The organism is Rhodovulum sp. MB263 (assembly GCF_002073975.1).
In the GTDB taxonomy this organism is placed as follows: Bacteria; Pseudomonadota; Alphaproteobacteria; order Rhodobacterales; family Rhodobacteraceae; genus Rhodovulum.
The window spans coordinates 3,097,331-3,122,874 of sequence record NZ_CP020384.1; the positions used below are offsets into that span (position 1 = coordinate 3,097,331).

Genomic DNA, 25,544 nt, shown 5'->3' on the forward strand with positions numbered 1-25,544 from the left:
GTCAGCGTTCTCCGCGGTTAAAGGGCGTCATCAGGGCGGCGGGCACCTCGGCCCGGCGCGACATCAGGACCAGCGCCAGGATCGACAGCGCATAGGGCACCATCAGGAAGACCTGGTAGGGGATGTCGGCGCCGAGCGGCGTCTGCTGCAATCGGATCTGTAGCGCGTCGAAAGCCGCAAACAAGAGCGCTCCGATCAAGGCCTTGCCCGGACGCCAGGCGCCGAAGACGACAAGCGCGATGCAGATCCAGCCGCGCCCGTTCACCATCTCGAAGAAGAAGGAGGAAAAGGCCGACATGGTCAGGAAGGCCCCGCCCACCGCCATCAGCCCCGACCCGGCCATCACCGCGCCGATGCGGATCGCGGCGACCGACAGGCCCTGCGCCTCGACCGCCGAGGGATTCTCGCCCGCCGCGCGCAGGGCAAGGCCCAGCGGCGTGCGGTACAGAACCAGCGCCACGACGATGACGGTGGCGAAGGCCAGATAGGTCAGCGCGGTCTGGGAAAAGAGCGCTTCGCCGAAGAAAGGAAGATCGGAAAGGCCAGGGATATGCAGGGGCTGGAACGGCTCGATCCGGGGCGGGCTGGTGACCTCGGGCAGCGACAGGCGGTAGGCATAATAGGCGCTGGAGGTCGCCAGCATGGTGATGCCGAGGCCCACGACGTGCTGAGACAGCCCGAAGGGCACGGTCAGAAGCCCGTGCAACGCGCCGAAGGCCATGCCGGTCAGAAGCGCGACCAGCATTCCCGGCCAGAGCCCGAGGCCCGCATAGACCGCCATCCAGCCCGCGAAGGCGCCCGCGACCATGATCCCCTCGATCCCGAGGTTCAGAACGCCCGCGCGTTCGCAGATGAGCTCGCCCATAGTGGCGAAGATCAGCGGCGAGGCGATGCGCAGCACCGCCGCCCAGAAGCTGGCCGACAGAAGGATGTCGAGGATCTCCATCAGCCCCTCACCACGCGGAATTTCGTCAGAAGGATCGCCAGCACCATCGACAGAAGCGCCACCGCGACCGAGATGTCGGCGATATAGGTGGGCACGTCGGCCGCGCGGCTCATGCTGTTGGCGCCGACGAAGACGCCCGCCACGAAGATCGCCGAGGCGACGACGCCCAGCGGGTGCAGAAGCGCCAGCATGGCGACGACGATGCCCGTGTAGCCAAAGCCCGGGCTCAGATCCAGGGTCAGGTTGCCCTTGAGCCCCGCGACCTCGGAGAAGCCAGCCAGCGCCGCCAGCCCGCCCGACAGAAGCGCTGTCTTGACGATCACCCGGTTGACCGGGATGCCCGCAAAGCGCGCGGCCTGCGGGTTCAGCCCCACCGCGCGGATCTCGTAGCCCAGCGTCGTGCGGATCTGGATCAGCCAGACCGAGACCGCCGCGATCAGCGCCAGCCCGAACCCCCAATGCAGCCTGAGCCCCTCGATCAGCCGCGGCAGGCGGGCATCGCGCGGAATGGGCGGCGATTTCGGCCAGCCCATCCCCATCGGGTCCTTCAGCGGGCCTTCGAGCAGCATCGAGATGACCAGCAGCATGATGAAATTCAGCAGAAGCGTCGTGACCACCTCGTCGACGCCGAGCCTGAGCTTCAGCACCGCGGGCCCCAGCAGGACCAGCGCGCCCGCAAGGATCGCGGCCAGCGCCATCATGGGGATCGCGACCGCGCCCGGCAGGCCGAGCTGGGTGCCGACCAGCACGGTCATGAGCGCGCCCGCGTAAAGCTGCGCCTCGGCCCCGATATTCCAGAGCCGGGCACGGAAGGCCACGGCGACGGCCAGCCCGGTGAAGATCAGCGGCGTCGCCCGGTTCAGGGTCTCGAGCAGCGCGAATTTCGAGCCCGCAGCCCCCTTCACGATCAGCCCCAGCGTGGCGAAGGGGTCGGCGCCTGCGAGTTTCGCAAGCCCCGAGGCCACCGCGACGGTGAAGGCCAGCGCCGCCAAGGGCAGCCCCAGACGGCGGGCCAGCGTCGGATTGTGGACCGGGTCAAGCCGCATGGTCGAACCCCTGCCCCGCCATCCAGGCGCCCAGTTCCGCGGGTGTCTTCGAGCCGCGCGCAAAGCCCGGCGACAGCCGCCCCTCGGACATGACATGGATCACGTCGGACAGCGCCAGGATCTCGTCGAGATCCTCGGAAATCAGCAATATGGCGGCGCCCGCATCCCGCGCCGCGATCAGGCATTCCTGCACGTAGGTCAGAGCCCCGATATCGAGCCCGCGCACGGGCTGGTTGGCCAGAATGATCCTTGGCCCCGCCTCCAGCGCGCGCCCCAGGATCAGCTTTTGCATGTTGCCACCCGAGAGCAGCCGGATCCGGGCCTCGGGCCCGGGACAGCGCACGTCATAGTCGGCGATGATCTTCTCGGCATGGGTCCGCGCGGCGCGCCAGTTCATCCAGCCATACCGGCTGTAAGGCGCGCGCGCGTAATCCTCGAGAACGGCATTCTCGGTCAGGGAGAAATCGGCGATCGAACCCGTCGCGTGGCGATCCTCGGGGATGCGGCCGACCCCGGCGGCCAGCGCCGCGCGGGGCGACCAGACGCTGACCTCGGCGCCATGGACCTCGAGCCGTCCCTGATCGGGCGCGGTCATGCCCGAGACCAGATCGGCCAGCGCCCCCTGCCCGTTGCCCGACACGCCGGCAAGCCCGGTGATCTGCCCCGCCCGAAGATCGAGCGTGACGCGGTTCAGCCCCGAGCGGCTGCCCTCGGGATGGCAGGTGACGTCCCTCAGCGACATCAGCGCAGGCCCGGGGGTGGCGGTCGAGGGATGCGGCAGGCGCACCTCTTCGCCCACCATCATCTCGGCCAGGCGGTGGCGGTCGGTCTCGGCGGTGGCGACCTCGCCCGCGACACGGCCATGGCGCAGCACGATCACCCGGTCGGCCGCGGCCATCACCTCGTGCAGCTTGTGCGAGATGAAGATCACCGACAGCCCCCGGGCCACCGCCTTCCTGAGCGTGGCCAGAAGCGCGTCGGTCTCCTGCGGGGTCAGCACGGCGGTCGGTTCGTCGAGGATCAGCACCCGCGCCTCGCGGTAAAGCGCCTTCAGGATCTCGACGCGCTGGCGCTCGCCCACGGAAAGATCGCGCACCTTCGCATCGGGACGGACCGCAAGGCCGAAATCGCGCGACAGCGCCGCGATCCGCGCCCGCGCGGCAGACCGCCCCAGCCCGGCCCGCCAGAGCGGCCGGGTGCCCAGGAGGATATTCTCGGCCACGGTGAGATTGCCCGCGAGGGTGAAATGCTGGTGGACCATGCCGACGCCCGCAGCCAGAGCCGCCCCGGGCTGGCCGGGCGGCAGCGGCCTGCCCATCACCTCGACACTGCCCGCATCGGCGGTGTAATGGCCGAAGAGGATGTTCATCAGCGTGGTCTTGCCCGCGCCGTTCTCGCCCAGAAGCGCGAGGACCTCGCCCCTGTGCAGGGCGAAGCCGATATTGTCATTGGCTCTCAGCGTCCCGAAGCTCTTGGTGATCCCCTCGAGCTTCAGGACAACCGGTCGGGTGCCGGACATCAGGAGGACTTGGGCTCTTTGTCGTTGATCTCGACGGTGAAATCGCCTGCCTTGATAGCCGCCTCTTTCTGCGCGATCAGCTCCATCGCCGATTGCGGAACCTTGCCCTCGAAAGTGCCAAGCGGCGCCAGCGAACAACCGCCTTCCTTCATGAAGGAATAGACGCCGTAATCATCCGCCTTGAAGCTGCCCGCCGAGACGTTCCCCAGCGCGGCAGCGAGCGTCGGCGCGAAGTCCCAGATCGCCGAGGCGACGACGGTATCGGGATAGTCGGGCTGGGTGTCGATGACATTGCCGATGGCCAGCACGCCCTTTTCCTGCGCCGCATCCGAGACGCCGAAGCGTTCGGCATAAAGCAGGTCGGCCCCGTTCTCGATCATCGCGAAGGCGGTTTCCTTGGCCTTGGGCGGATCGAACCAGGAGCCGATGAAGCTGACCTGGAAAGTGGCGTCGGGTTTGACCTCGCGCACGCCCGCCATGAAGGCATGCATCAGCCGGTTCACCTCGGGGATCGGGAAGCCGCCGATCATGCCGATATTGCCGGTCTTGCTCATCGCACCCGCGACGATGCCCGACAGGTAGGAGGCGTCCTGGATATAGTTGTCGAAGACGGCGAGGTTGGGATAATCCGGGTCGGGCTTGAAGGACGAGCCCATCAGGAAGGCGGTCTCGGGATAGTCGAGAACCACTTCGCGCGCCTCCTGTTCGACGCCGAAGATCTCGCCCATGATGAGCTTGACCCCCTGTTCGGCATATTCGCGCATGACGCGGGGATAGTCGGTATTGGTGGTGTTTTCCGAGAAGGCATAGGTGATCTCGCCCGCCGCCCGTGCCGCATCGGCGGCCTTGTGCAGCCGGCTCACCCATTGCTGCTCGACCGGCACCGTGTAGATGCCCGCCACGCTGACCGGCTCGGCCGCCAGCCCGCGCCGCGGCCAGAGCCCAAGCCCCAGCCCGGCCGCCGCACCGGCCCCGCCCAGCAAGAGCCCACGCCGCCCCATCGCGAACCCGTCCCGCGTTGTCGCCATACCTTCATCCCCTGTAACATGTCCCCGTGGATGACGGCATTCGGCGCCATCGGCCGGGATTTTGGAATGGCCGGACAGTGCCACGGGTGCCCGGCGAAGAAAAGCCCGCTCGTTTCCCGGGCCGGGGCAAAGCACCTGACAGGGAAATGGGCCCCCTGCCGTCCAGTCGGGATGTTCCCGCCCCGGCTCTATCGGCCCGCGGCGCGCAGGGCGGATCGTCTATTGCCGGAAACGACCATCTGAGCGTCGCCGGGGAAGGGCGGCTCCGGCCGGACAGGCACAGACGCCTCCGGCATCTGGCCATGATCCCGCCCCCAGGATCGGCCGCATGGACCGTGGCCAGAGCCCGCGGCCCCGGCATCTACACCCGGCTTTCGGCCCGGACCTGGCGACGGAACCGACGACGCCCATGCCCGGCCGCAGCCTATTCCCCTGCCCCGAAGACGGCCGTGGGACAGCCCGACAGGGCCAGCCGCGCAAGCGCGCGTCAGGGTCCGGGCATTACGATCCCTCCCGCTTGCGCAGACCAGAGGGATCAGAGGCTTCGGCGGCAGGAACGCGCGGCATCCTTCGACGCCATCGGCCCGAAGCTGCCAGCCGAGGGCCGTTCTGCAGCTCGCGGGTATCACGAAGCCAGGAGCGAACCCGGGCTTCCGGTTTCTCATATTGCCTTCGCAGGGTGTTTCCAGTAATGCAGCGCGCAAGGTGCCGGGCACCTGCCGCCTGCGGACGCAAGTCACGGTGAAGCCCGGAGCGAAAGACGACATCTCACCCTCGAAGCATTTCGCAGGTGGGCAATGCAGGCTCCCTCCCGATCCGAAATGCCTCTCCGGAGGAGTGAGCGATGTCCGTCGGACCCGTCCCTGAAACACGTGAAAACCCATTCCTGACCCGTCCGATCGGGGGGTTGTTCCTGTCGAATGCCCTTCCAATGGCGGTGGTCATGTCGATGGGGGGCCTGCTGAACGTCGCCGACGGGATCTTCGTCGGACGCGTCATCGGCCCCCAGGCTCTGGCCGCGGTCAGCCTGGCCTTTCCTATCGTCATGCTGCTGACGGCCCTGACCAGCCTGGCGGGCGGCGGCATGTCGAGCCTGCTCGCCCGTCATCTCGGGGCCGGCGACCGCGCCGAGGCAGGCGCGGTCTTTGCAGGCGCGCATGGCCTGGCCCTCGCCATCTGCGCGGCCCTGATCGCCCTGGCTCTTGCAGTCGGGCCAGCCACGGTCTCGGCGCTCGCCGCCGGACATACAGAGGTGGCGGGTCCGGCGCAGAGCTATCTGCTGATCCTGATCCTCGGCGCCCCGATCCAGTTCGGCCTGGGGCTTCAGGCCGATGCCATGCGCAATGAAGGCCGGGCCGGGCAGATCGCCCTGCTTTCGGTGATCGTGAACCTGCTGAATATCGGCGCGAACTATGTCGCGATCGTGCTTCTCGGGCTGGGCGTCGCGGGCTCGGCCCTCGGCACCGTCGCGGCACAGAGCCTCGGCCTGGCGATGCTGCTGCTTCTGCGGGCGCGCGACCGGGATCTTTTGCCCCTTGGCACCCTTTGGCGTCACGGCTGGCTGTCGGGATGGGGGCAGATCCTCTCGCTCGGCCTACCGCTTTGCCTGAACTTCATCGGAATGGCCCTGGTGGCCGGCATGGTCATCCTGCTCATCGGCACCACAGCCGCGGATCATGCTGTCCATATCGCCGCCTATGGCGTGGTGACGCGCCTTCTCGGGCTGGCCTTCCTGCCGCAGATGGCGATCGCGCTGGCCACCCAGAGCATCACCGGCAACAATGCCGGGGCCGGTCGCATGGATCGTGCCGGCGCGGCCCTGCGGCTGGCCATGGGCTGCGCGTTCCTCTGGTGCCTCGGCGTGACACTGGCAGGAGCCTTCGCGGGGGAACCGCTGGGCGCTCTGTTCTCGGAGGACCGACGCGTCGTCGAGGCGGTTGCCGCGATCCTGCGACCGATGACGGCGCTTTACGCCATCACCGGGCCGGTTCTCGTCGTCGCCCTGCATTTCCAGGCGATGGGCCATCCGCTCCGGACCGCGGCGCTGACCCTGATCAAACCCTGGCTGCTGACACCGGTCCTTCTTGTCGTCCTCAATCTCCTGTCGGGGATCGATGGCCTGTGGCTTGCCTTTCCGGTTGCGGATGCCCTGCTTCTTGTCCTCGCCCTGACGCTGGTCCTTCGCGGCCACCTTCTCGCCCCTGTCCCGGCGCCCCTGCCTGTCAAGGAAACAGCATGAAACAACCATCTCTCGAGACCGTCAAAACCCAGGCCAAGGCGCTCCGGCAGACCTTGCAAGACCGAGGCACGGCGATCAGCCATGCCCAGTCCCTCGAGCTTGTCGCCCGTCAGCACGGGGCGCGGGACTGGAACACGCTGCATGCCCGGCTCAGCCAGCGCAACGCCCCGCCTGAGCTCGCCCTGGGCAGCACGGTGACGGGCCACTATCTGGGCCAGGCCTATAGCGGTAAAATTGTCGCCCTGTCGGGGCCTGCAGAGCATCGCCACGTCGAGATCGCGCTGGATCAGCCGATCGACACCGTTCGGTTCGACAGCTTTTCGAACTGGCGCCACCGCATTCGCGGCACGATCGGCGAAGATGGCCGCAGCGCCCGCAAGACATCGGATGGCTCTCCGCATCTTACCGTGGAGATTGCGCCAAACTGAGCGCACGCTCCCGGCAGAATCATTTCGCCGGAGCCGCCCTCAGAAAGCCCGGCCTTCCCGGCGGAGGCCGGCTTCCCTCCTGCATGGCGAAGCTCGGGCAAGGCGGCTGAGATGTCCGATCCTCGGGTCGGGGGCAACTGCCTTGAAAGAGAGGCAGAACGATCCGCTGCGGTTCACGCCCCCCGCCCTGCGGGTCCGGCCTCGCGCCCCTCGTGCAATCGGCCGCGCAGAGTGACCGAATGGCCACAATGAAGCGGTCCCGAGGTCAATGTCGGCAGGGGCCTGCGTCCCTTGCAGGAGGTGCATGGCGGCAATACCGGGTCGGCGATTGTGCCCATGGTACAAATCCTTACATGTCGGACGCCATAGAACAAAGGACAAGACCATGACCACGCTGACCCATGCCGCCGCGCCGAATGCGGCCTTCATCGCCCGGCTGAGCGTCCTCGCCGAAGACATCCGTCAGGCCGGCCGCCGCTACAGCATCCGGCGTCAGACCATCCGCGAACTGTCGGCCCTCTCGGACCGCGACCTCAAGGATCTGGGCATCTACCGTTGCGAGATCGGCGCGATCGCCACCGAAGCCTCCCGCAAGGCCTGAGCGACGCTCCGACGGGGACCGGGGCCGCGCCTTGCGCCGGAGCCCGCCCCGCCGAGCGAACCTCACCTCTCCCCGATCCGGCCCCGGCCGCGCCTTCCCAACAAGTGGCTTGACCCGAGCGGAGACGTGACATACCTACGTTGGGCCTTTCGCGGGTATGGTGAAATGGTATCACACGAGCCTTCCAAGCTCTTGGTGCGGGTTCGATTCCCGCTACCCGCTCCACTCTCTCAGACAGTCGGACATTGCCCCCCCCCGGAATGTCGCCCTCGGGTAACTTCCGCGCAAGCGGCCGCACGCATCTGCGGCCTTGCCCGAGCCGTCCCCTCTGCCCCATCTCCCCTGACCTGCGCCCCGTCACAAGACGTCATGAGACGCGTGTTATCGGCGCGGTTCATCCTGGAATTCGGCATCCTCGGTGACGCCCGCCCAAGACAGCAGGACAGCACGTCGCGCCACCGGAGCGAGACCATGGCCTCCAGCGCCGAGATATCCGCTTGGCCACGCCATCTTCGAGGGCGTTCCGGCGCGCGCGTTCCGACTGGCCATGGTGCAGGCCCGAGCTGGCTGGGTGGGACCAGGCGCGTGCCGTCGCCCACCAGCCTGTCCGGCTCAAGGGTTGTCTGCCTCGTTCACACCTTCTCCGAGTACGGTGCGGCGGTCGCGATCTGAAAGCTCCGAATGTAGTCCCGTGCTGGCCAAGTGAGACCAGGCGCGCGCCGTCGTCCAATCGTGACGGCGGTCTTCATCCTGTGAACCAACTGGGTCCATGCGGCTGATCCTCCCCTGCCGCCCGATGCAGTCGAGTTCGCTGAGCCCGACGGATGTCCGTCAGGCCTTGGCATAGGTCAGCTTCCCATCAATGATCGCATCCAGAATCCGGTCGCACTCGTGGTTCAGTCTGCGTGCGATTATCTGTCCACTTAACCTCCTTTCCCAAAATAGCATGGAAAGAAGGTTAAGTGGACACTTTATAGTATGTGTATCTATTAAGCCGCTCGACTATATCCCGTGAGCTACCCCCCGAAATTCGGACAGTGACGTAAGCTACGATTTGCAGTCTGCTGATCTTCGACGAGAAGGAGATCAGAGATGTCGAAACGCAAGCAGCACGCGCCTGAGTTCAAGGCGAAGGTCGCGCTGGAAGCCCTGAAGGGTGAAGAGACGGCGGCCGAGCTGGCGAGCCGGTTCGGAGTGCATCCGACGATGATCCATCAATGGAAGCGCGCCCTGCTCGAAGGCGCGTCCGGCGTGTTCGAGCGCGGTGGCCGCAAGAGACCCGAGATCGACGAGGAGCAGGTGAAGGAGCTCCACGCCAAGATCGGGGAGCTGGCGGTGGCCAACTCTTTTTTGGAACGAAAGCTGAAGCCCTGGGGCGGGAAGTGAGGCGCGGTATGATCGAGCCTGACCATCCTCAGCTGTCCATCGGTCAGCAGTGCAGGCTGCTGTCGATTGCGCGCTCGTCCTATTACTACGAGCCGAAGGGAGAGACCGCACAGAACCTCGGCCTGATGCGGCAGATCGACGAGCAGTTCCTGTAGACGCCGTTCTTCGGTGTCCGCCAGATGACCTGGCACCTGCGCAATGACGGGCATCTCGTGAACGAGAAGCGAATACGCCGGCTAATGCGCCTCATGGGGCTGATGCCGATTTACCAGAAGCCCAACACGAGCAGGCCGGCGAAAGGACACAAGACCTATCCTTACCTTCTGAAAGGGCTGCACGTGGATCGTCCGAACCAGGTCTGGTGCTCGGACATCACCTACCTGCCCATGCGCCGCGGGTTCCTATACCTCATAGCGATCATGGACTGGCACACGCGCAAGGTTCTATCCTGGCGGATCTCGAACACCCTGGAGGCCGACTTCTGCGTCGAAGCACTGAGCGAGGCCATCCACAAGTTCGGCCCGCCCGAGATCATGAACACGGATCAGGGCAGCCAGTTCACGTCCTGCGCCTGGACCGACCGGCTCCGCCGATCCGGTGTGCGCATCTCGATGGATGGGAAAGGCCGATTCCTCGACAACATCTTCATCGAGCGGCTGTGGCGAACCCTGAAATACGAATGCGTCTACCTGCATGCCTGGGAGACCGGATCAGAGACGAAAGGGGCTATCCGGAAATGGATGACCTTCTACAACCACCAGCGTCCTCACTCAGCCCTCGGCGGCAAGCCACCGGCGCTGGTTTATTGGCAGAGAAATGATATCAACAAACCCGATCAGCAGGTGCAAAGAGTAGCTTAAATTACGCCAGATACTGTCCAACCGATGGGGAGTAGCTCAATGTGCGAATTTCTGAGCGACGGCCTGTCTTACTTTGACCTCGCGACCATCGAGAACGCCACATCACAGGAGGACGCGATTTGTCCGAAGTTCTGAACCTCGTCCACCTGCCGGATGGCCGCGTCGTCAACGAGACGGGTGCTGACCCGGCCATTCCAAGAGTGACCGGATTTGTCAGATACTTTGTCGGCGCAGACCTTGGGCAGTCGAACGACTATTCCTCGGCTGTCGTCGTGAAGGATCAGCAGTTGCCCATCTTCGACGGCAACCGGGTTACGCTCGGGGCGCGGGAACGCACGGTCGTCTTCGCGGACAAATTCCGGGGCGTGTCCTACGTTGATGTCTGCGACTACCTGATCCGCCTGCGCAACGCGCCGCCGTTCGGTGGCAAATCGGAACTCGTGATCGACGGCACGAGCATTGGCCGTGTCGTGTCAGACGTTCTGACTGACCAAGGCGTCGATCACACGGCTATCACCATGACCGGCGGGCAGGACTGGAATCGCAAGGGGCGGTATGTGAACGCCTCGAAGACGCTCATGATCGAGAATCTTGCCGTGCTGTTCGCGGCGGGCGAATTGAAGTTCGCTCACGACCTGCCGCTCAGGCAGGAGATCGAGGAAGACCTCGGATCGTTCACGACCCAGACAACGGCGGCTGGCAACATGGTCATCAGCCAGAGTCGCAACGCGTCGGGTCACGGTGACTTGGGCATCGGTTTGATCTGCGCCGCCTTCGCTTCCCAATACCTTACGCCGCAGAGCATCAAGGTCAGTCATCTGCGGGGATGGTACTGAAATTCCGGGCGCTCTCGTCGCGCTCGTGCCCGTCGCGCCTGCCGTTGCCCGACGAGTTCGACGAGACACGCCCAGCGACCCCCGAAAAATCGCGCGCTGATGGGCGTCTCCATGTTTTGGGCATCGTCATGCCCACGAACGCGAACCCCGCCTTAGACGCGCGCTGCTGGGCGGCCATTGCGCCTACCTACGGCGCATGCGAGCGAGGCGAGCCTTCGCGACAATCGCGGAGAGTGCTACTGCGGCTTCAATTCCTCCAGTTTCATCAATCGCAAGCTTGAGAAGACGCCCAATTATGACTTCGTCAAACCCAGAGTTGATAATTATATCCGAGGCCCTATCCAACCCAGGATACCGTTCAGGCCTATGCTGTTGTCTAACGTTCGAACGTTGCCTATCTTCGATAGTATGAGCCTGCCTCTCAGCGTGTTCAAATATATCAGGCTGTTCCTTGCCTATTTCTTGCTTCGGATCAGGCCTTTGAGGCACAGATGGGCGTGGCATTTGCTTATCATCTACTGAGTTTGTGATCTTCGCTCGTCGCTTTGCAAGGACACTTTGTCCAAAAGGCAGTTCGAACCATTGCCATATTGCCGAACCTGCGTTGTATTCCGGACCCTTTGGTTTGAGTTCGCCGATCCCGGAAAGTGCCAAGGTGTTCTTCCAATAGACGACGGCATCGGACTGATTGGTTGGAGGCTCCCACGCAGAAACATCCGGATAAGTAAAGCTGCTGGCCTCCTCATTTCTTGCGACGCTCGCCATGCGAAGAGCCTCAGCGCGCAAATAGCTCGCGTCCTGAATGCTCCAATTCGGCTCACGCGTGGAAAGTGCGCCGAGTATTGCTCCCGCCATCGAGGCAATTGTGTCGGTGTCGCTTTCTAGTTCGTTAGCGGATTCAATAAGGGCATCTTCTATCTCTGACGGAGTATGAAGTTCAGAAAGGAACAAGGCCGCAAGAGCGGTCTTAAAACCTGAACCCCGAAATTGATCAGTTAGGCAGCCCAATCCTTCCAGCACCTCGTGGTAGTTCGGGGTAGAATTCTTTTCGACTAGCCCCTGCACGATAGAGATGTCGCGGATAGCCTCCTCTTGAAAATTTCGGATTGCGGTATCAAAACTCTGGCTGGCTTCGCGTTCCCATGTGGGTTTCCAGAAAGAAGAGAGTTCGTTATCCTTTTCAATTATTTCAGGAAGTCTTCCACAGACAGATACGTACTCTATTGCGCAATCAATTGAAGGGACTTCTTTCCTAATAAGCGTGTCCCACAGGCATAGAGCATGGAAAACCGCGCCGCAGAATCCATGGGGATGACCATGGGTCACCACCGCATCACGCATTACGCGCAAAACCAGATCGTCGAGTGTGCCACGGGCGCTCCATATGTGAGGTTGTATTCGCATGGCTGCACCGTTGCCGCCCGCCGTCACGTATTTTTGCCGATCTGATGAGAAAAAGTTCGAAAACCAGTTTACACCCCGTTTGGACAGGTTAGCCGCTGCGGCTTTAGAGCCAATACCAGCGCCCAAACAGTAGCCTTGCCATGAAGTCACCTCGATCTTTGCAAAGGCCTCGACGTCGAAGGTGCCGTTGGCGCTGATTGCCCTCGAAACGCATAACCGTAGTTGTGTGTCATCGGAGTACGTGCCCGCAGGTAGGTCGACTGTCACTCCTGAACGCCCTCCGATGAGACGTTTCCATGGGACAGGTTCCGACACTTTTCGGCTGCCAGTCCGGCGCTCCACGCCACTTGCCCCATGTGAGAGTTCCGTTATCCATCCAAGAGCGTCGCCGGCGGCGGCCCACAAGGCAGAGTTGACGACCGCACGCTGATAGTCAGGTGCGCTGTATGACGTCGCGGGTGCTTTTTCGTTGCGGGTATTCAATTCTTCTTCCCCAAGAACTTCTGAGGTGAAACCGAGACCGTGACGCCCGAGTACTCGAACTCATCCAGCCAGCCGACAGCTGTATCGTGGTGCTCCGCTTTCTGTACATATACATGGTTTAGGTAGCTTAAGCTAAGTCGTTCTGGATATAGAACCTCAGCCTGTTCGCAGGTTGGCAAGTTGTCGCTTCGGCCATGTCGGCGCACGTCCCAAGGGCGCCCACCGGCGCCATGAGCTTTACGCCGAATGCACTCTGCAAACAGAGCGTCAAACCCTTCTTCACCCCGGTCCCGTTCGCATTCGTCGTATCCATTATTTGTAGTGGCAAACCAGACACCTTCATGAGTCATGATCTCAGGTGAAAAAGCAAGGATGCACCACCAAACATCGTCGTTGGTATGCCAACGCAGCGAGAACTCAAAAAATCTGCGATTGATTTCAGAAACGGACAGGTTCACGAAGCGTATCCAGTCTTCCGACTTGTCGAAAAAAGCGGACTTTTCCGGCCTATTCTCGGAATTCAATTGCAGGACATGACGCAGGTAGGCGTCTTCGCCTACAAGCGGGCGCGACAATAGACTTTTGCTCGCGAGTGAACCAACCAATCCGCGATTTGTCGTGAAGTGCAGTACTTCCGTGATTCCCCGTTCTTGTATCGACGTTTCTATGGTCATAAAGGTACCGCTTCGTATGTCTGATCGTCGAAGTAATCGGTTAGACGAGATTCCTCGCCCGGCTTGTAACCGACAATGACCTGTTTCCTAGCTCGGGCAACCGCTACTGCAAGAAGGCGTCGCAAAACCTGAATTTGATCAGTTCGCTCTTCATCTCCAAAGTAAGTGTTCTCTTGATTGAAGCCAATGATAATGACGTGATCAAACTCAAGGCCTTTGGCGGAATGGAATGTGCACAAAGCAATATTCTCATCACCTGCGGGCCATTCGCCATTGCGTTGCATCTCTACATAGTCCAGCCCGGTTCTGGATAGTTCGCACCTGACGGTATCGAACCAACGCCCGCCTTCAGGTTTTAGAAATGCCACAGTTTCCTCATCGAGGTCGACAGAGTTGCGGATATATTCTAGCGCCCATCTAATCTGTTGAGAGTACTTTCCTGAAATTACCTTTGGTAACGGTCCGCTGGACTTAGCATTGTCAAGATTCGGCAAGACGCCATCAGTGTCTACGGTAATTCCAGCGAGAATGCTCGATGCAAAGGCGGCTATTTCTTTTGTGTTCCTGTGGTTTTCTCTAAGGCGGTGCGACCGATTCCCGGTAACGTCAATACCAGCTTCTGCCCATGTAAATCCTCTTGCATAGATGCGTTGCGCGGTGTCGATAACAAAGGTGACCGCATGCTCGTCAGCTAGGTGGTGCTTTATTGCGCGAATTTCATTCGCCGAAAAATCCTGACTCTCGTCTACAATAATAACATCATAACCTAGAGACGGAATGTCCGTGCGCATTCTTATCGCAAGAGAGTTCCAGTCTAGCCAGTTATTGTCGGCAAGGTGGCGGTAATACGGATAAATGACTTCGTCTAGAAGACGTCGCCTTAAGCTCGCTTCCACTCTAGGTAGCGCACCGCGCCCTGTGCGTTCGGCTGAGATATAGCTTTCCAAATCATTCGGCTCAAATCGACCCATGAGGTATTCAGATTCTTGAACCACATAAGAAGGCTCTAGGCCCTCAAACCGGTTTGCAAGCCTATGAAGTGAATTTCGCGCTGCGTCCGCACTCACGCTACCTACGCCTAGTTTGGTCATCGACCACTTTGCGAAGGTCCGAATTTCGATTTCTACGCCGACTTCGTTGACTTGTGATTCTGCAAGTGCGCGAACGTAGCCCGCGAGAGTTCTGTTGAAAGTAAGCAAAAGCACTTTGACTGGGGTGTCATCTCCAATGCGATCTTTTCGCGCACGCATCATGCCCTTTAGAGATTTGAGGCGCAGGAGCGCCGTAGTCGTTTTGCCGCTGCCAGCAGACCCACGAATTAATTCCGCGCCCGTTTGGTTACCGCTTATTAGTTTGAGCTGCTCAGACGAAGGAACAATATTTTTTAAATGTTTCATGCCACTAACCATATCCTGTGCCGCGTTAGTACTAGCACTCGGAGCGTGAGGTTGAAACGTTGATTCCGCTCGAGATCGCCGGTTCGATCAAGCATGTTGGTTTGCTGCGCTCCCGCGGCCTGTTGTAGCCCATTCTTCCTACAACCGTTTCGTCGGCATCTTGCTTGGCCTCTTGGTCAAGTGCAATGTTGACTGGAACGTCTCCGGTGCGCCAACTTTTGGCATGGACCCAAAGGCGCGATACCGTTTCAAGAACAGGTTGACTCTCTCAGCCAAGGAGGCTTTGCGTCGTGCAGGCCCAGCAGCGCCGCCTTGGCTCGACGACGAGCACAAGTTGGTCATTGAGCGCATCTTCGCGGAGGCGGAGCAACGGTCGGTGTGGACGGGCATTCCGTTTGAGGTCGACCACATCGTCCCTTTGAACGGTAGGTGCCCGGACACGCTTGAGCGCAATGTTTGCGGCTTGCATGTCTACTGGAATTTGCGCGTCGTGCCTATGCAGGTGAACCGCAACAAGTCGGACTTCTTCGAGACAGAGTGACTTGTTGGTGGCGACAAGGAGCGGGCGGTGGAAGCTGGCGACAGTGACGACGACATTCCGTTTTGACTGTGCCCGCGTTGCAAAATCGTTGCAAAAACGAAAAAAGGCGATCCCGAAGGATCGCCATTTTTGCTTTACAACCAAGTGGTTGATTGGCTCCGGCGGTAGGGATCGAACCTACGACCAATTGATTAACAGTCAACTGCTCTACCGCTGAGCTACGCCGGAACGTGGGGGGCATATAGCAAGTCGTTTCAGGCGCGTCCAGAGGGGTCTGACGAAAAAATGCAGAGGGCGTCAAACCAGCCGCCAGACGGCCTCCGTCACCGCGCCGCCTTCGGAGCTGGCAAGAGATTTATCCCTTAGTTCAATAAGATGCGCCAGCACGTTGCGGGTGGCGGCGGGCAGGAGCGCGGGCGGCGTGTCAGTGTAGATCGCCCGGGCCAGGGCCGCGGGCGTCCCCGGAGCTTCGGAGAGAAGTTCGAGAAGCCGCGCGCCGCGAGCACGGCGATGGGCGGCGAGCGCCGCGATCCGTGCCGGGCCATCGGCGACAGGGGGGCCATGGGCGGGAAACAGACACCGCTCGGGCCGCGCGGCCAGCCGCTCGAGAGAGGACATGAAGGCACCGAGATCGCCGTCGGGGGGCGAGACCATCGAGCTTGCCCAGCCCATCACATGATCGCCGGTGAAGAGCGCCGCGCCCTCCGGGTCGAGGCCGCTCCAGGCCAGGCAAAGATGATTGCCCATATGGCCCGGCGTATGCAGCGCGGTCAGATGCCAGTCCGGGGTCACGAGGGTTGTCCCGTCGGCCAGCCGCTCGTCCGGGCGGAACCCGGCATCGACCCCCTCGCCGCCTCCGAGCCCCGCGAGCCCGGCCAGATCGGCCCTCCGACCAGCGCTGCTGTCTCCGAAGGCGAAAACCGGCGCGCCCGTCGCCTCGGCCAGCGGCCGGGCCAGCGCGGAATGGTCCAGATGGGAATGCGTGACGAGGATGCGCGTGATCTTCTCGCCGGGTTCGAGCGCCGCCAGCACAGCCTCGAGATGCGGCCTGAGCGCCGGGCCGGGATCGATGACCGCCACCTCTCCCTCGCCAAGGAGGTAGCTGTTGGTGCCGCGGAAGGTCATCGGCGAGGGGTTGGGGGCGAGGACACGTCGCAGCCCCGGCGCCAGCCGGTCGACCCGGCCGGGCATGGGGGCAAAGGCGGTGGGGTCGTCCATCATTCCCCTTTCGTCGCAGCGGCGGCGCCGATATGGCTTTAGCATGGTGGAGCGCTGGATCAAACGGGTGCTGCCGCGGGGGCTCTATGGCCGGGCCGCGCTGATTCTGATCGTGCCGATCGTCACGATCCAGCTGGTCGTGTCCGTGGTCTTCATTCAGCGCCATTTCGCCGATGTCACCCAGCAGATGACCCGGGCCCTCGTGCTGGAACTGGCTTACCTGACCCGGATGGTGGAGGCCGCGCCAGATCTGGCCACCGCACGATCCGAGGCCGAAGCCGTGGCAAGGCCGCTGGACCTGGCGCTGGTGCTGCCAGGCGACGCGCCGCAGGACATCAGCCGCCGGTTCTACGATCTGTCCGGCAAGACCGTGACCGCCACATTGCGCCAGGGTCTGCCGGGCTTCACCGGGATCGACCTCGCGACCGATACCGCCCGCGTCTGGGTCGGGATCGCGACCGGCAAGGGGCCGATGGAGGTGTCGTTCAACCGCCGCCGGGTCTCGGCGACCAACCCGCATCAGTTGCTTGTCCTGATGGCGTCCACCAGCGCGCTGATGACGCTGATCGCCTTCCTGTTCCTGCGCAACCAGCTGCGCCCGATCCGGCGCCTTGCCCGCGCCGCAGATGCCTTCGGCAAGGGCCGGCCGATTCCCTACCGCCCCTCGGGGGCGACCGAGGTCCGCGCCGCGGGCCGCGCCTTTCTCGACATGCGGGCCCGGATGGAGCGCCAGATCGAACAGCGCACGCTGATGCTGTCGGGGGTCAGCCATGACCTGCGCACGCCGCTGACCCGACTCAAGCTGGAATTGTCGATGGCAGAGGACAGCCCCGAGACCCGGGCGATGCTGCGCGACATCAACGACATGGGTCGGATGATCGACACCTTCCTCGATTTCTCGCGCGCCGATGCGCTGGACGACCCCGAGGAGCTCGATCCGGCCACCCTGCTAATGCGCGCGGCAGAGCGCGCGCGCGTCGGCGGTGGCACCGTCGAAATCGGGGCCCTGCCCTCCGGAGAGCATGCCTCGCTGCGACCGATGGCGGTCGAACGTGCACTGCAGAACCTGATCGACAACGGCCTGCGCCATGGCAACCGGGTGGCGCTGTCGCTCTATATGCGGCCGGGCGCGCTGGTCTTCACCGTCGAGGATGACGGTCCTGGCATCCCCGAAGCCCAGCGCGAACTGGCGATGCAACCGTTTCAACGGCTCGACGCGGCGCGCAACCAGAACCGGAGCACCGGCGTGGGTCTTGGGTTGGCCATTGCCGCCGATATCGCGCGCGGCCATGGCGGCGCGCTGCATCTGGGCATCAGCGACCGACTGGGCGGGCTGCGGGCAGATCTGGTGCTGGCGCGCTGACCGCCTCTGCATCCCGGGGCTGACGGGGCGCGCCATTGGTGGGGCCATTGGTGGGGCCTGTCTCCCTGCCGACGGGATGGCCACAGGCGAGCCGATCGGCACAGCCCGACCGTCGCAACCGCGGCGCCCCCTTGCGGGCTGTTCGGGTGATCGATGCTGCGCCGGCCCCTTTGAAAGACCGCCCCCGCGACGAGAAATCCGCATGCGTCGAGCTTGCTGAGATCCTCGCCTTCCGCGGGATGCGGCCCCGCAGGGTCGCTCAGGCCAGCATTCCCGCAAGCGGCAATGCGGTCGATACCTTCAGCCGTTCGAGCGCGAAGAAGCTGTCGACGCTGCGCAGACGTACCACCGAGGTCAGGTCGGCATAGAACCGGTCGAACTCGGCCATGTCGCGGACCACGACCCGCAGCAGGAAATCATAACGCCCGGCCAGCCGATAGAGGTCGCGCACCTCCTCGAACCGCTCGGCAATCCCGAGAAAGTTCTCGCGCCATTCGGATGTGTGATCGAGCGCCTCGATCATGACGAAGGCAGTCAATGACAGGCCCAGCGCTTCCGGATCGAGAATGGCGACGCGTTCGCGGATCACGCCCGCCTCTTCATGCTTCTGGATACGCTTCCAGCAGGGCGTTTGCGACAATCCCACCCGGTCTGCGATCCGCGCCAGTGGAATGGTCGCATCCCGTTGAAGGAGATCGAGAATCTTCAGGTCTATGCGATCGAGTTTCATGCTGCCTCCCTGACATTGACCGCGCCCATGGAAGGCGAGTCGGCACTCAGGATGCCACAATTCAACAAAATGTCGACCTTTATGATCGTGTAAAAATATCCACCAGCCAGGCCCCCCTCCCTGGCTCTCTTCATGAGACTTCGGCCGGGGGGTTGCCGCCGGAGAAGGATTTTCCAAAATCACGACCGAAAAAGCCGACATTCTTCCTTTGAAAAAGTCGATCACATCTGTCGTTATTTAAGGGTCAGGCGGCGCAGACGACGCCCGGCCCTCGCCCGGCCCCCGCCAGAACGGCCACCGGCCGGGTCCCGTCCCGTCCGCCTGACACGACACACTCGACAGGGGTAGCAAAGGAATACGCCCATGATCCGCACCATCCAGCTTGGCGCCCATGCGCTCGCTCAGGGCCAGGTCATCCGCACCTTCGGCGACGGACAGATCGAGATCGACATCGGCGGTCGGCGCCTCACGGGGACCGCCGTGCCCATCGCGCCGATGCGCGCGGCAACACCTCTGCGACATGCGCTGAGCGCCTTTCGCTGGCGGAACGGCATTCTCGGTGCGCTGGCCGCCGTCGGGCTTGCGCTCGGCATGCCGTCGGACGCTTTCGCCACCGAAAGCGAGGCGCTGCAAATCCTCAATGTCTCCTATGATCCGACCCGCGAATTCTACCTCGATTACAATGAGCTGTTCGAAGCCTGGTGGGATGCCGAAGGTCATGCGCCGGTCACCGTCCAGCAATCGCATGGCGGCGCCGGGGCACAGGCGCGGGCCGTGATCGACGGCCTGCCGGCGACGGTGGTCACGCTGGCGCTTTCGGCCGATATCGACGCCATCGCCGAACGCACCGGAAAGATCCCGGCCGACTGGCAGAGCCGCCTGCCGCATAACTCGGCGCCCTATACCTCGACCATCGTCTTTCTCGTCCGCAAGGGAAATCCCAAGGCGATCGAGAACTGGGACGACCTGATCCGGGACGACGTGCAGGTGGTGACCCCGAACCCGAAAACCTCGGGCGGCGCGCGCTGGAACTTCCTTGCAGCCTATGGCTATGCGCTCGACCGGTTCGGCGGCGACGAGGCCCGGGCGCAGGACTTCATGACGCGGCTTTACGGCAATGTGCCGGTGCTCGATACCGGGGCCCGCGGCGCCACCACGACCTTCGCGCAACGGGGCATCGGCGACGTGCTGCTGGCCTGGGAAAACGAAGCATTCCTGGCGCTCGACGAGCTGGGCGCCCAGAAGTTCGACATCGTCGTGCCCTCGATCTCGATCCTGGCCGAGCCGCCGGTCACGCTTGTCGACGGCAATATCGGTTCGGATGCGCAACGCGCGGTCGCCCGGGCCTATCTCGAGCACCTCTACAGCCCCGAGGCCCAGGCCTTGGCGCTGCGCCATTTCTATCGCGCCTGGGACAGCTCTGCCGCTGCGCCCGAGGATGTCGCGCGCTTTCCGAAGCTGCGGCTCGTGAGCATCGAGGATTTCGGCGGCTGGGCCAAGGCGCAGCCGGTCTTCTTCGGCGATGGCGGGCTGTTCGACAAGATCTACGAGAACTGAACGATGCGAGCGGGCCCCTTCCGCTCGCCCTCTCCCCTGCCGGGGTTTGGGCTGAGCTTCGGGATCGCGATGGCGGGGCTGTCCATCGTGGTTCTGCTGCCGCTCGGCGCGCTTCTGGGACGCGGGCTTGCCATCGGCCCGGTCGAACTGCTGGACATGGTCAATTCGCGCCGCGTCCGGGAAGCGCTCGGCCTGTCCTTCCGGGCCGCTCTGGTCGCGTCGCTCTTCAATCTGGCCTTCGGGCTGATGCTGGCCTGGGTGCTGGTGCGGTACCGGTTCTGGGGACGGCGGCTGATCGACGCCGCGGTCGATCTGCCCTTCGCGCTGCCGACGGCGGTGGCGGGGATCGCACTGACCGCGCTTTACGCACCGAGCGGCCCCTTCGGCCGCGCGCTCGCGCCGCTCGGGATTGAGATCGCCTATACCAAGGCCGGGATCTGGCTGGCGCTGATCTTCATCGGCCTGCCCTTCGTGGTGCGCAGCGTGCAGCCGGTGATCGAGGAAATCGACCGCGAGGCGGAAGAGGTCAGCGCCACGCTCGGCGCCAGCCGCCTTTACACCCTGCGCCGGGTCGTACTGCCGACGCTGAGCCCGGCGCTTATGACCGGCTTCGCGCTGGCGCTGGCGCGCTCTGTCGGCGAATACGGCTCGGTCATCTTCATCGCCGGCAACCTGCCGTTCCGGACAGAGATCGCGCCCCTGCTGATCGTGATCCGGCTTGAGGAATACAATCACGACGCCGCCGCGGCGATCGGGATCGCAATGCTCATGATCTCCTTCGCGGTGCTGCTGGCCCTCAACACCATCCAGTTCTGGAGCAGACGGAGGATCGGCCTTGGCTGAGATCGCATATCCGAGGCAGGAGGCCGTGACCACCGAGCCGCGGCTGGCCCGCTGGACGCTGATCGCGGCGGTACTGGCACTGGTCGGCATCCTGCTCTTCGCGCCGCTCGTCACTGTCTTCGCCGAGGCGCTGGCCGGGGGCGGCGCGGCGGCGCTGGCCGCGCTCGGCTCGCCCGATGCCCGCGCGGCGATCGGGCTGACGCTGACCGTCGCCGTCCTCTCGGTGCCGCTGAACGCGGGAATCGGCATCGCCGCCGCCTGGGCCATCGCCAGGTTCGAGTTTCGTGGCAAGGCGCTGCTCGTCACCCTGATCGACCTGCCCTTCTCGGTCTCTCCGGTGGTGGCGGGACTGGCGCTGGTGCTTCTGTTCGGGGTCAACGGGCCGCTGGGCGCCTGGCTTATCGCCCATGACCTCAAGATCGTCTTCGCCCTGCCCGGCATCGTCCTGGCCACGCTGTTCGTGACCTTTCCCTTCGTCGCCCGCGAACTCATTCCGGTGATGATCGAACAGGGCCGGAGCGAGGAAGAGGTGGCACTGACGCTGGGGGCCTCGGGATGGCGGACCTTCCTGACGGTGACGCTACCCAATATCCGCTGGGCGCTGCTTTACGGGCTGCTTCTGTGCAATGCCCGGGCGATGGGCGAATTCGGCGCGGTCGCCGTGGTCTCGGGCAAGATCCGGGGCGAAACCACCACCATGCCGATCATGATCGAGATGCTCTACAACGAATATCTCTCGGTCGCGGCCTTCACCCTCGCGGCACTGCTCGCGCTGCTCGCGCTTCTGACCCTGACCCTGAAAACCCTTCTGGAATGGCGCTACGCGGAGCAGCTCTCCGCCACCCGCCGGCATTGAAAGGCGTATCCCATGCATATCGAAATCGACGAAATCGCGAAGGACTTCGGCACCGCGCGGGCGCTGCATCCGGTCTCGCTCTCGATCCCGAACGGAGCGCTGGTGGCGCTGCTGGGGCCGTCGGGCTCGGGCAAGACCACGCTGCTGCGCATTCTGGGCGGGCTCGAATATCCCAGTTCGGGACGGATCTTCTTCGACGGGCAGGATACCACCGGGCTGAGCGTGCAGGACCGCCGGGCGGGCTTCGTCTTCCAGCATTACGCGCTGTTCAGGCACATGACCGTGTTCGAGAACATCGCCTACGGGCTGCGCGCCCGCAAGCGCCGCGACCGTCCGACCGCAGCCGAAATCGACCGCCGGGTAAACCGGCTGCTGGCGCTGATCCAGCTGCCCGATATCGGCGCGCGCTATCCCGGTCAGCTTTCGGGCGGGCAGCGTCAGCGCGTGGCGCTGGCGCGGGCGCTGGCCATCGAGCCGCGCATGCTGCTGCTTGACGAGCCGTTCGGCGCGCTCGACGCCAAGGTCCGCAAGGAATTGCGCCAGGGCCTGCGCGAGATCCACGATGCGACCGGGCTGACCACGCTTTTCGTCACCCATGACCAGGACGAGGCGATGGATCTGGCCGATCTCGTCGTGGTGATGTCGATGGGCCGGATCGAACAGATCGGCAAGCCCGCCGAGATCCGCGCGCGCCCGGCCTGCGCCTTCGTGCGCGATTTCGTGGCCGCCTGAGCCGAGACAGAGCCGGGACCGGGCCGAAACCGGGCCGGGACCGGCCTCAGACCGGGCGGGCGCACCGAGCTTCCGCCATCCCGTCAGCAGCGCCATCCCTGTGGCGAGCCGCCGAGCTGCGGTCGCGACGGAACGAACGGCCCGGCGCCCGCCCCTCGGCATGTCATCCATGTTCCGCGCGGCCGGGCGCCATCTGCCGCGGGCAATCGGCCCGACCTTATTCCCTGTGCAATGGCCCCTGCCCTCCCCGCGGCGCGCCGCTCACGGCGCCACGGAGACGCCGGAGCCGCTTGTGGCCGTGCGCGAGGCCGCTATGCTCCGGCCCGCGGACATCAAGGCCACGGGAGAGCCCATCCTCATGCAGAAGATCACCGTCGAAACCCGGCCCATCGAAGGCCAGAAGCCCGGTACCTCGGGGCTGAGAAAAAAGACGCCGGTTTTCATGAGCCCGCATTATCTGGAGAATTTCGTCCAGTCGATCTTCAACGCCATCGGCGGGGTCGCCGGCAAGTCGCTGGTTCTGGGCGGCGACGGACGCTATTTCAACGACCGCGCGGCCCAGGTCATCCTGCGGATGGCGGCAGCCGGTGGCGCGGCACGGGTCATCGTCGGGCAGAATGCGCTGCTGTCGACGCCCGCCGCCTCGAACCTGATCCGCAAGCGCCGCACCGATGGCGGGATCATCCTCTCGGCCAGCCACAACCCGGGCGGGCCGGACGAGGATTTCGGGGTCAAGTTCAACACCCCCAATGGCGGCCCGGCCCCCGAGGAGGTGACCAACCGGATCTTCGAAGCGACGACGACCATCACCTCCTACGAGATCCTCGAGACCCGGGATCTGGACCTGTCCGCCCCGGGTGAGGCCGCGCTTGGCGACATGGTGGTCGAGATCGTCGACCCGGTCGCCGATTATGCCGAGCTGATGGAGAGCCTGTTCGATTTCGACGCCATCCGGCGGCTGATCGCGGGCGGTTTCACCCTGCGCTTCGACGCGATGCATGCGGTGACGGGGCCCTATGCCAGTACGATCCTCGAGGAGCGTCTGGGCGCGCCCGCGGGCAGCGTGATCAACGCGGTGCCGCAGCCCGATTTCGGCGGCGGCCATCCCGACCCGAACCCGATCTGGGCCAAGCCGCTCGTCGATCTGGCGATGGGGCCCGAGGCGCCCGATTTCGCGGCCGCCTCTGATGGCGACGGCGACCGCAACATGATCCTCGGGCGCGGCATCGTGGTGACGCCCTCGGACAGCCTCGCGGTGCTGGCGGCGAATGCGACCCGGGCGCCGGGCTATGCGGCCGGGCTGAAGGGAGTGGCACGCTCGATGCCGACCTCGCGCGCAGTCGACCGGGTGGCGGCGGCGGCGGGGCTCGACTGTTACGAGACGCCCACCGGCTGGAAATTCTTCGGCAACCTGCTCGATGCCGGGCGCGCGACGCTCTGCGGCGAGGAAAGCGCCGGGACCGGATCGGACCATGTGCGCGAGAAGGACGGGCTCTGGGCGGTGCTTCTGTGGCTGAACATCCTCGCCGAGACCGGCCTGTCCGTGGCCAAGACCATGCGCGCGCATTGGGCCGACTACGGCCGCAACTACTACACGCGGCACGATTATGAAGCGGTCGACAAGGACCGTGCCGAAGCGATGCTCGACGCCCTGCGCGGGCGGCTCGGCGATCTGGCCGGGCAGAGCTTTGCCGGGCGGAGGGTCGAGATGGGCGACGAATTTTCCTATGACGATCCGGTCGACGGCTCGAAAAGCACGGGCCAGGGGCTGCGCATCCATTTCGAGGGCGGCGCTCGGATCGTCTACCGGCTGTCGGGAACGGGTACTGTCGGGGCGACGCTTCGGGTCTATCTGGAGGAGTATACCGACGATCCGGCGCGGCTGGAGCTGCCGGTCGAGGAGGTGCTGGCCGATGTCATCGCCGCAGCCGACGAGATCGCGGGCATTCGCAACCATACCGGCAGGACCGCGCCGGACGTCCGGACCTGAGCCCTCCCGCCCCGGGCCATCACAAGGCTGCCGCCTTGCTTGTCCCGCCTTGGGCCCGGCCCGCTGGCGCGCGCGGGTCTGCGACGCGGTGAGGCCATGCGAGGCCGGACCCTGTCGCGCAGCGAAGGCGGGTGCGACGGGCGCCAGAGCGCCCGCCCGCGGGGTTACTTGCCGTGGGTGCGGAAGCGCGTTTCGTCATCGATGAAGGTCTTGTCACCGATGTCGTCCGCATGGCCGCCGAAGGGCATCTGTGCGACCAGCGTCCAGCTGGCGGGCACACCGAAGGCCTCGGCCAGGGCCGCATCCGCAACCGGGTTGTAATGCTGAAGGCTCGCGCCGATGCCTTCCTCGGCCAGCGCCGTCCAGACCGCCAGTTGCGCCATCCCCGCCGAATGCTGGGCAAAACGCGGGAAGGCGTCGGCATAGAGCGGGAACTGCTCCTGCAGCCCCTTGATCGTGTCCTCATCCTCGTAGAAGAGCACCGTGCCCGCCCCGGCGGCAAAGCCCTTCATCTTGGCTTCGGTCGGGCCGAAATTCTCGGCCGGAACGATCTTGCGAAGCTCGGCCCCGATCAGCGCCCAGGCCTTCTCGCTTTCGGCCCCGAACAGGATGACGGCCCGCGAGCTTTGCGAATTGAACGAGGAAGGAGCATGGCGGATCGCGGCCTTGATCAGGTCTTCCACCATGTCGGCCGAGAGCGGAAGATCCTTGCCGAGGGCATATTGCGTCCGGCGCTTCTGCAACAGCTCGAGCGTCTTGTTCGACATCTGGAAAGTCTCCTGAGTGATCTGTGTGTCGGAAGGCTATATTTCGCGATCGGGCAGGGGCTTCAATGGCAGGCACTGCGCGAAGGCGCACAGCCTGCGT

At 64.0% G+C, this 25,544-nt stretch carries 21 protein-coding genes, 2 tRNA genes and 1 pseudogene; 13 read left to right on the top strand and 11 right to left on the bottom strand.

The window, feature by feature from the left end; translation table 11 throughout:
- Position 1: 1 nt before the first annotated feature.
- From B5V46_RS14410 to B5V46_RS14425, 4 genes are read right to left on the bottom strand one after another with little or no spacing between them, the layout of a single operon-like run.
- On the bottom strand, positions 2-946 hold the full coding sequence (locus B5V46_RS14410) for an ABC transporter permease (protein ID WP_080617245.1): 945 nt from the start codon (positions 944-946) through the stop codon (positions 2-4).
- Positions 946-1,992, bottom strand: a complete 1,047-nt coding sequence (locus B5V46_RS14415; protein ID WP_080617246.1) for an ABC transporter permease — start codon at positions 1,990-1,992, stop codon at positions 946-948. Before B5V46_RS14415 ends, B5V46_RS14410 begins: the two co-directional genes overlap by 1 nt.
- Positions 1,982-3,511, bottom strand: a complete 1,530-nt coding sequence (locus tag B5V46_RS14420) for an ABC transporter ATP-binding protein (RefSeq protein ID WP_080617247.1) — start codon at positions 3,509-3,511, stop codon at positions 1,982-1,984. Before B5V46_RS14420 ends, B5V46_RS14415 begins: the two co-directional genes overlap by 11 nt.
- Positions 3,511-4,539 (bottom strand): BMP family protein, encoded by a 1,029-nt coding sequence (locus B5V46_RS14425; protein WP_080617248.1) that lies wholly within the window; start codon positions 4,537-4,539, stop codon positions 3,511-3,513. The genes B5V46_RS14420 and B5V46_RS14425 overlap by 1 nt, the downstream gene beginning before the upstream one ends.
- Positions 4,540-5,383: 844 nt before the next feature.
- Here B5V46_RS14425 and B5V46_RS14430 point away from each other — a divergent pair.
- From B5V46_RS14430 to B5V46_RS14460, 6 genes and pseudogenes are all read left to right on the top strand, one after another.
- Positions 5,384-6,778, top strand: a complete 1,395-nt coding sequence (locus B5V46_RS14430; RefSeq protein ID WP_080617249.1) for an MATE family efflux transporter — start codon at positions 5,384-5,386, stop codon at positions 6,776-6,778.
- Positions 6,775-7,206, top strand: coding sequence for a glyoxalase superfamily protein (locus B5V46_RS14435; RefSeq protein WP_080617250.1), 432 nt, complete (start codon positions 6,775-6,777; stop codon positions 7,204-7,206). Before B5V46_RS14430 ends, B5V46_RS14435 begins: the two co-directional genes overlap by 4 nt.
- 385 nt (positions 7,207-7,591) lie before the next feature.
- Positions 7,592-7,807: a DUF1127 domain-containing protein gene (locus tag B5V46_RS20275; RefSeq protein WP_196774259.1), complete on the top strand. Its 216-nt coding sequence runs from the start codon at positions 7,592-7,594 to the stop codon at positions 7,805-7,807.
- A 151-nt stretch (positions 7,808-7,958) separates the two neighbouring features.
- Positions 7,959-8,032: transfer RNA gene (locus B5V46_RS14445), tRNA-Gly, on the top strand.
- A gap of 867 nt (positions 8,033-8,899) precedes the next feature.
- Positions 8,900-10,053: pseudogene (locus B5V46_RS19875) on the top strand (IS3 family transposase).
- A gap of 119 nt (positions 10,054-10,172) precedes the next feature.
- Positions 10,173-10,889, top strand: a complete 717-nt coding sequence (locus tag B5V46_RS14460; RefSeq protein WP_080617252.1) for a hypothetical protein — start codon at positions 10,173-10,175, stop codon at positions 10,887-10,889.
- A gap of 183 nt (positions 10,890-11,072) precedes the next feature.
- On the opposite strand, the gene B5V46_RS14465 is transcribed toward B5V46_RS14460, so the two are convergent.
- Genes B5V46_RS14465 through B5V46_RS14475 form a run of 3 tightly spaced genes read right to left on the bottom strand, consistent with a single transcriptional unit; the run spans position 11,073 to position 14,847 of the window.
- Positions 11,073-12,776: an ADP-ribosylglycohydrolase family protein gene (locus tag B5V46_RS14465; protein ID WP_080617253.1), complete on the bottom strand. Its 1,704-nt coding sequence runs from the start codon at positions 12,774-12,776 to the stop codon at positions 11,073-11,075.
- A complete protein-coding gene (locus B5V46_RS14470; RefSeq protein ID WP_080617254.1) occupies positions 12,773-13,450 on the bottom strand; it encodes a DarT ssDNA thymidine ADP-ribosyltransferase family protein in 678 nt (225 codons plus the stop codon). Before B5V46_RS14470 ends, B5V46_RS14465 begins: the two co-directional genes overlap by 4 nt.
- Positions 13,447-14,847, bottom strand: coding sequence for a 3'-5' exonuclease (locus B5V46_RS14475; protein ID WP_080617255.1), 1,401 nt, complete (start codon positions 14,845-14,847; stop codon positions 13,447-13,449). Before B5V46_RS14475 ends, B5V46_RS14470 begins: the two co-directional genes overlap by 4 nt.
- Positions 14,848-15,070: 223 nt before the next feature.
- On the opposite strand from B5V46_RS14475, the gene B5V46_RS14480 reads away from it, so the two are divergent.
- On the top strand, positions 15,071-15,388 hold the full coding sequence (locus B5V46_RS14480) for a hypothetical protein (protein ID WP_080617256.1): 318 nt from the start codon (positions 15,071-15,073) through the stop codon (positions 15,386-15,388).
- Positions 15,389-15,541: 153 nt separating this feature from the next.
- On the opposite strand, the gene B5V46_RS14485 is transcribed toward B5V46_RS14480, so the two are convergent.
- Positions 15,542-15,616: transfer RNA gene (locus B5V46_RS14485), tRNA-Asn, on the bottom strand.
- 69 nt (positions 15,617-15,685) lie between these two features.
- A complete protein-coding gene (locus tag B5V46_RS14490) occupies positions 15,686-16,606 on the bottom strand; it encodes an MBL fold metallo-hydrolase (protein WP_080617257.1) in 921 nt (306 codons plus the stop codon).
- 43 nt (positions 16,607-16,649) lie between these two features.
- On the opposite strand from B5V46_RS14490, the gene B5V46_RS14495 reads away from it, so the two are divergent.
- A complete protein-coding gene (locus B5V46_RS14495; RefSeq protein ID WP_080617258.1) occupies positions 16,650-17,969 on the top strand; it encodes an ATP-binding protein in 1,320 nt (439 codons plus the stop codon).
- A 259-nt stretch (positions 17,970-18,228) separates the two neighbouring features.
- Here B5V46_RS14495 and B5V46_RS14500 read toward each other — a convergent pair whose 3' ends face one another.
- Positions 18,229-18,699, bottom strand: coding sequence for an Lrp/AsnC family transcriptional regulator (locus B5V46_RS14500; RefSeq protein ID WP_080617259.1), 471 nt, complete (start codon positions 18,697-18,699; stop codon positions 18,229-18,231).
- A gap of 591 nt (positions 18,700-19,290) precedes the next feature.
- Here B5V46_RS14500 and B5V46_RS14505 point away from each other — a divergent pair.
- The 5 genes from B5V46_RS14505 to B5V46_RS14525 all read left to right on the top strand — a co-directional run bounded on the left by B5V46_RS14505 (position 19,291) and on the right by B5V46_RS14525 (position 24,677).
- A complete protein-coding gene (locus B5V46_RS14505; protein ID WP_231119310.1) occupies positions 19,291-20,256 on the top strand; it encodes a sulfate ABC transporter substrate-binding protein in 966 nt (321 codons plus the stop codon).
- A gap of 3 nt (positions 20,257-20,259) precedes the next feature.
- Entirely contained in the window at positions 20,260-21,099 is an 840-nt protein-coding gene (gene cysT / locus B5V46_RS14510; RefSeq protein WP_080617261.1) for a sulfate ABC transporter permease subunit CysT, read from the top strand.
- Complete coding sequence (gene cysW / locus B5V46_RS14515) at positions 21,092-21,955, top strand: sulfate ABC transporter permease subunit CysW (RefSeq protein WP_080617262.1); 864 nt, start codon at positions 21,092-21,094, stop codon at positions 21,953-21,955. The genes cysT and cysW overlap by 8 nt, the downstream gene beginning before the upstream one ends.
- A gap of 12 nt (positions 21,956-21,967) precedes the next feature.
- Complete coding sequence (locus tag B5V46_RS14520) at positions 21,968-22,687, top strand: sulfate/molybdate ABC transporter ATP-binding protein (RefSeq protein ID WP_080617263.1); 720 nt, start codon at positions 21,968-21,970, stop codon at positions 22,685-22,687.
- Between the two features lie 358 nt (positions 22,688-23,045).
- A complete protein-coding gene (locus B5V46_RS14525; RefSeq protein ID WP_080618076.1) occupies positions 23,046-24,677 on the top strand; it encodes an alpha-D-glucose phosphate-specific phosphoglucomutase in 1,632 nt (543 codons plus the stop codon).
- Positions 24,678-24,841: 164 nt separating this feature from the next.
- Here the strand turns inward: B5V46_RS14525 and B5V46_RS14530 are convergent, their stop codons facing one another.
- Complete coding sequence (locus tag B5V46_RS14530) at positions 24,842-25,444, bottom strand: nitroreductase family protein (RefSeq protein ID WP_080617264.1); 603 nt, start codon at positions 25,442-25,444, stop codon at positions 24,842-24,844.
- Positions 25,445-25,544: the final 100 nt, after the last annotated feature.

Coding starts and splice junctions, on each gene's coding strand:
- B5V46_RS14410 (WP_080617245.1), bottom strand. CDS start 946: ATGGAGATCCTCGACATCCTTCTGTCGGCCAGCTTCTGGGCGGCGGTG.
- B5V46_RS14415 (WP_080617246.1), bottom strand. CDS start 1,992: ATGCGGCTTGACCCGGTCCACAATCCGACGCTGGCCCGCCGTCTGGGG.
- B5V46_RS14420 (WP_080617247.1), bottom strand. CDS start 3,511: ATGTCCGGCACCCGACCGGTTGTCCTGAAGCTCGAGGGGATCACCAAG.
- B5V46_RS14425 (WP_080617248.1), bottom strand. CDS start 4,539: ATGGCGACAACGCGGGACGGGTTCGCGATGGGGCGGCGTGGGCTCTTG.
- B5V46_RS14430 (WP_080617249.1), top strand. CDS start 5,384: ATGTCCGTCGGACCCGTCCCTGAAACACGTGAAAACCCATTCCTGACC.
- B5V46_RS14435 (WP_080617250.1), top strand. CDS start 6,775: ATGAAACAACCATCTCTCGAGACCGTCAAAACCCAGGCCAAGGCGCTC.
- B5V46_RS20275 (WP_196774259.1), top strand. CDS start 7,592: ATGACCACGCTGACCCATGCCGCCGCGCCGAATGCGGCCTTCATCGCC.
- B5V46_RS14470 (WP_080617254.1), bottom strand. CDS start 13,450: ATGACCATAGAAACGTCGATACAAGAACGGGGAATCACGGAAGTACTG.
- B5V46_RS14475 (WP_080617255.1), bottom strand. CDS start 14,847: ATGAAACATTTAAAAAATATTGTTCCTTCGTCTGAGCAGCTCAAACTA.
- B5V46_RS14480 (WP_080617256.1), top strand. CDS start 15,071: ATGGACCCAAAGGCGCGATACCGTTTCAAGAACAGGTTGACTCTCTCA.
- B5V46_RS14490 (WP_080617257.1), bottom strand. CDS start 16,606: ATGGACGACCCCACCGCCTTTGCCCCCATGCCCGGCCGGGTCGACCGG.
- B5V46_RS14495 (WP_080617258.1), top strand. CDS start 16,650: ATGGTGGAGCGCTGGATCAAACGGGTGCTGCCGCGGGGGCTCTATGGC.
- B5V46_RS14500 (WP_080617259.1), bottom strand. CDS start 18,699: ATGAAACTCGATCGCATAGACCTGAAGATTCTCGATCTCCTTCAACGG.
- B5V46_RS14505 (WP_231119310.1), top strand. CDS start 19,291: ATGCCGTCGGACGCTTTCGCCACCGAAAGCGAGGCGCTGCAAATCCTC.
- cysT (WP_080617261.1), top strand. CDS start 20,260: ATGCGAGCGGGCCCCTTCCGCTCGCCCTCTCCCCTGCCGGGGTTTGGG.
- B5V46_RS14520 (WP_080617263.1), top strand. CDS start 21,968: ATGCATATCGAAATCGACGAAATCGCGAAGGACTTCGGCACCGCGCGG.
- B5V46_RS14525 (WP_080618076.1), top strand. CDS start 23,046: ATGCAGAAGATCACCGTCGAAACCCGGCCCATCGAAGGCCAGAAGCCC.
- B5V46_RS14530 (WP_080617264.1), bottom strand. CDS start 25,444: ATGTCGAACAAGACGCTCGAGCTGTTGCAGAAGCGCCGGACGCAATAT.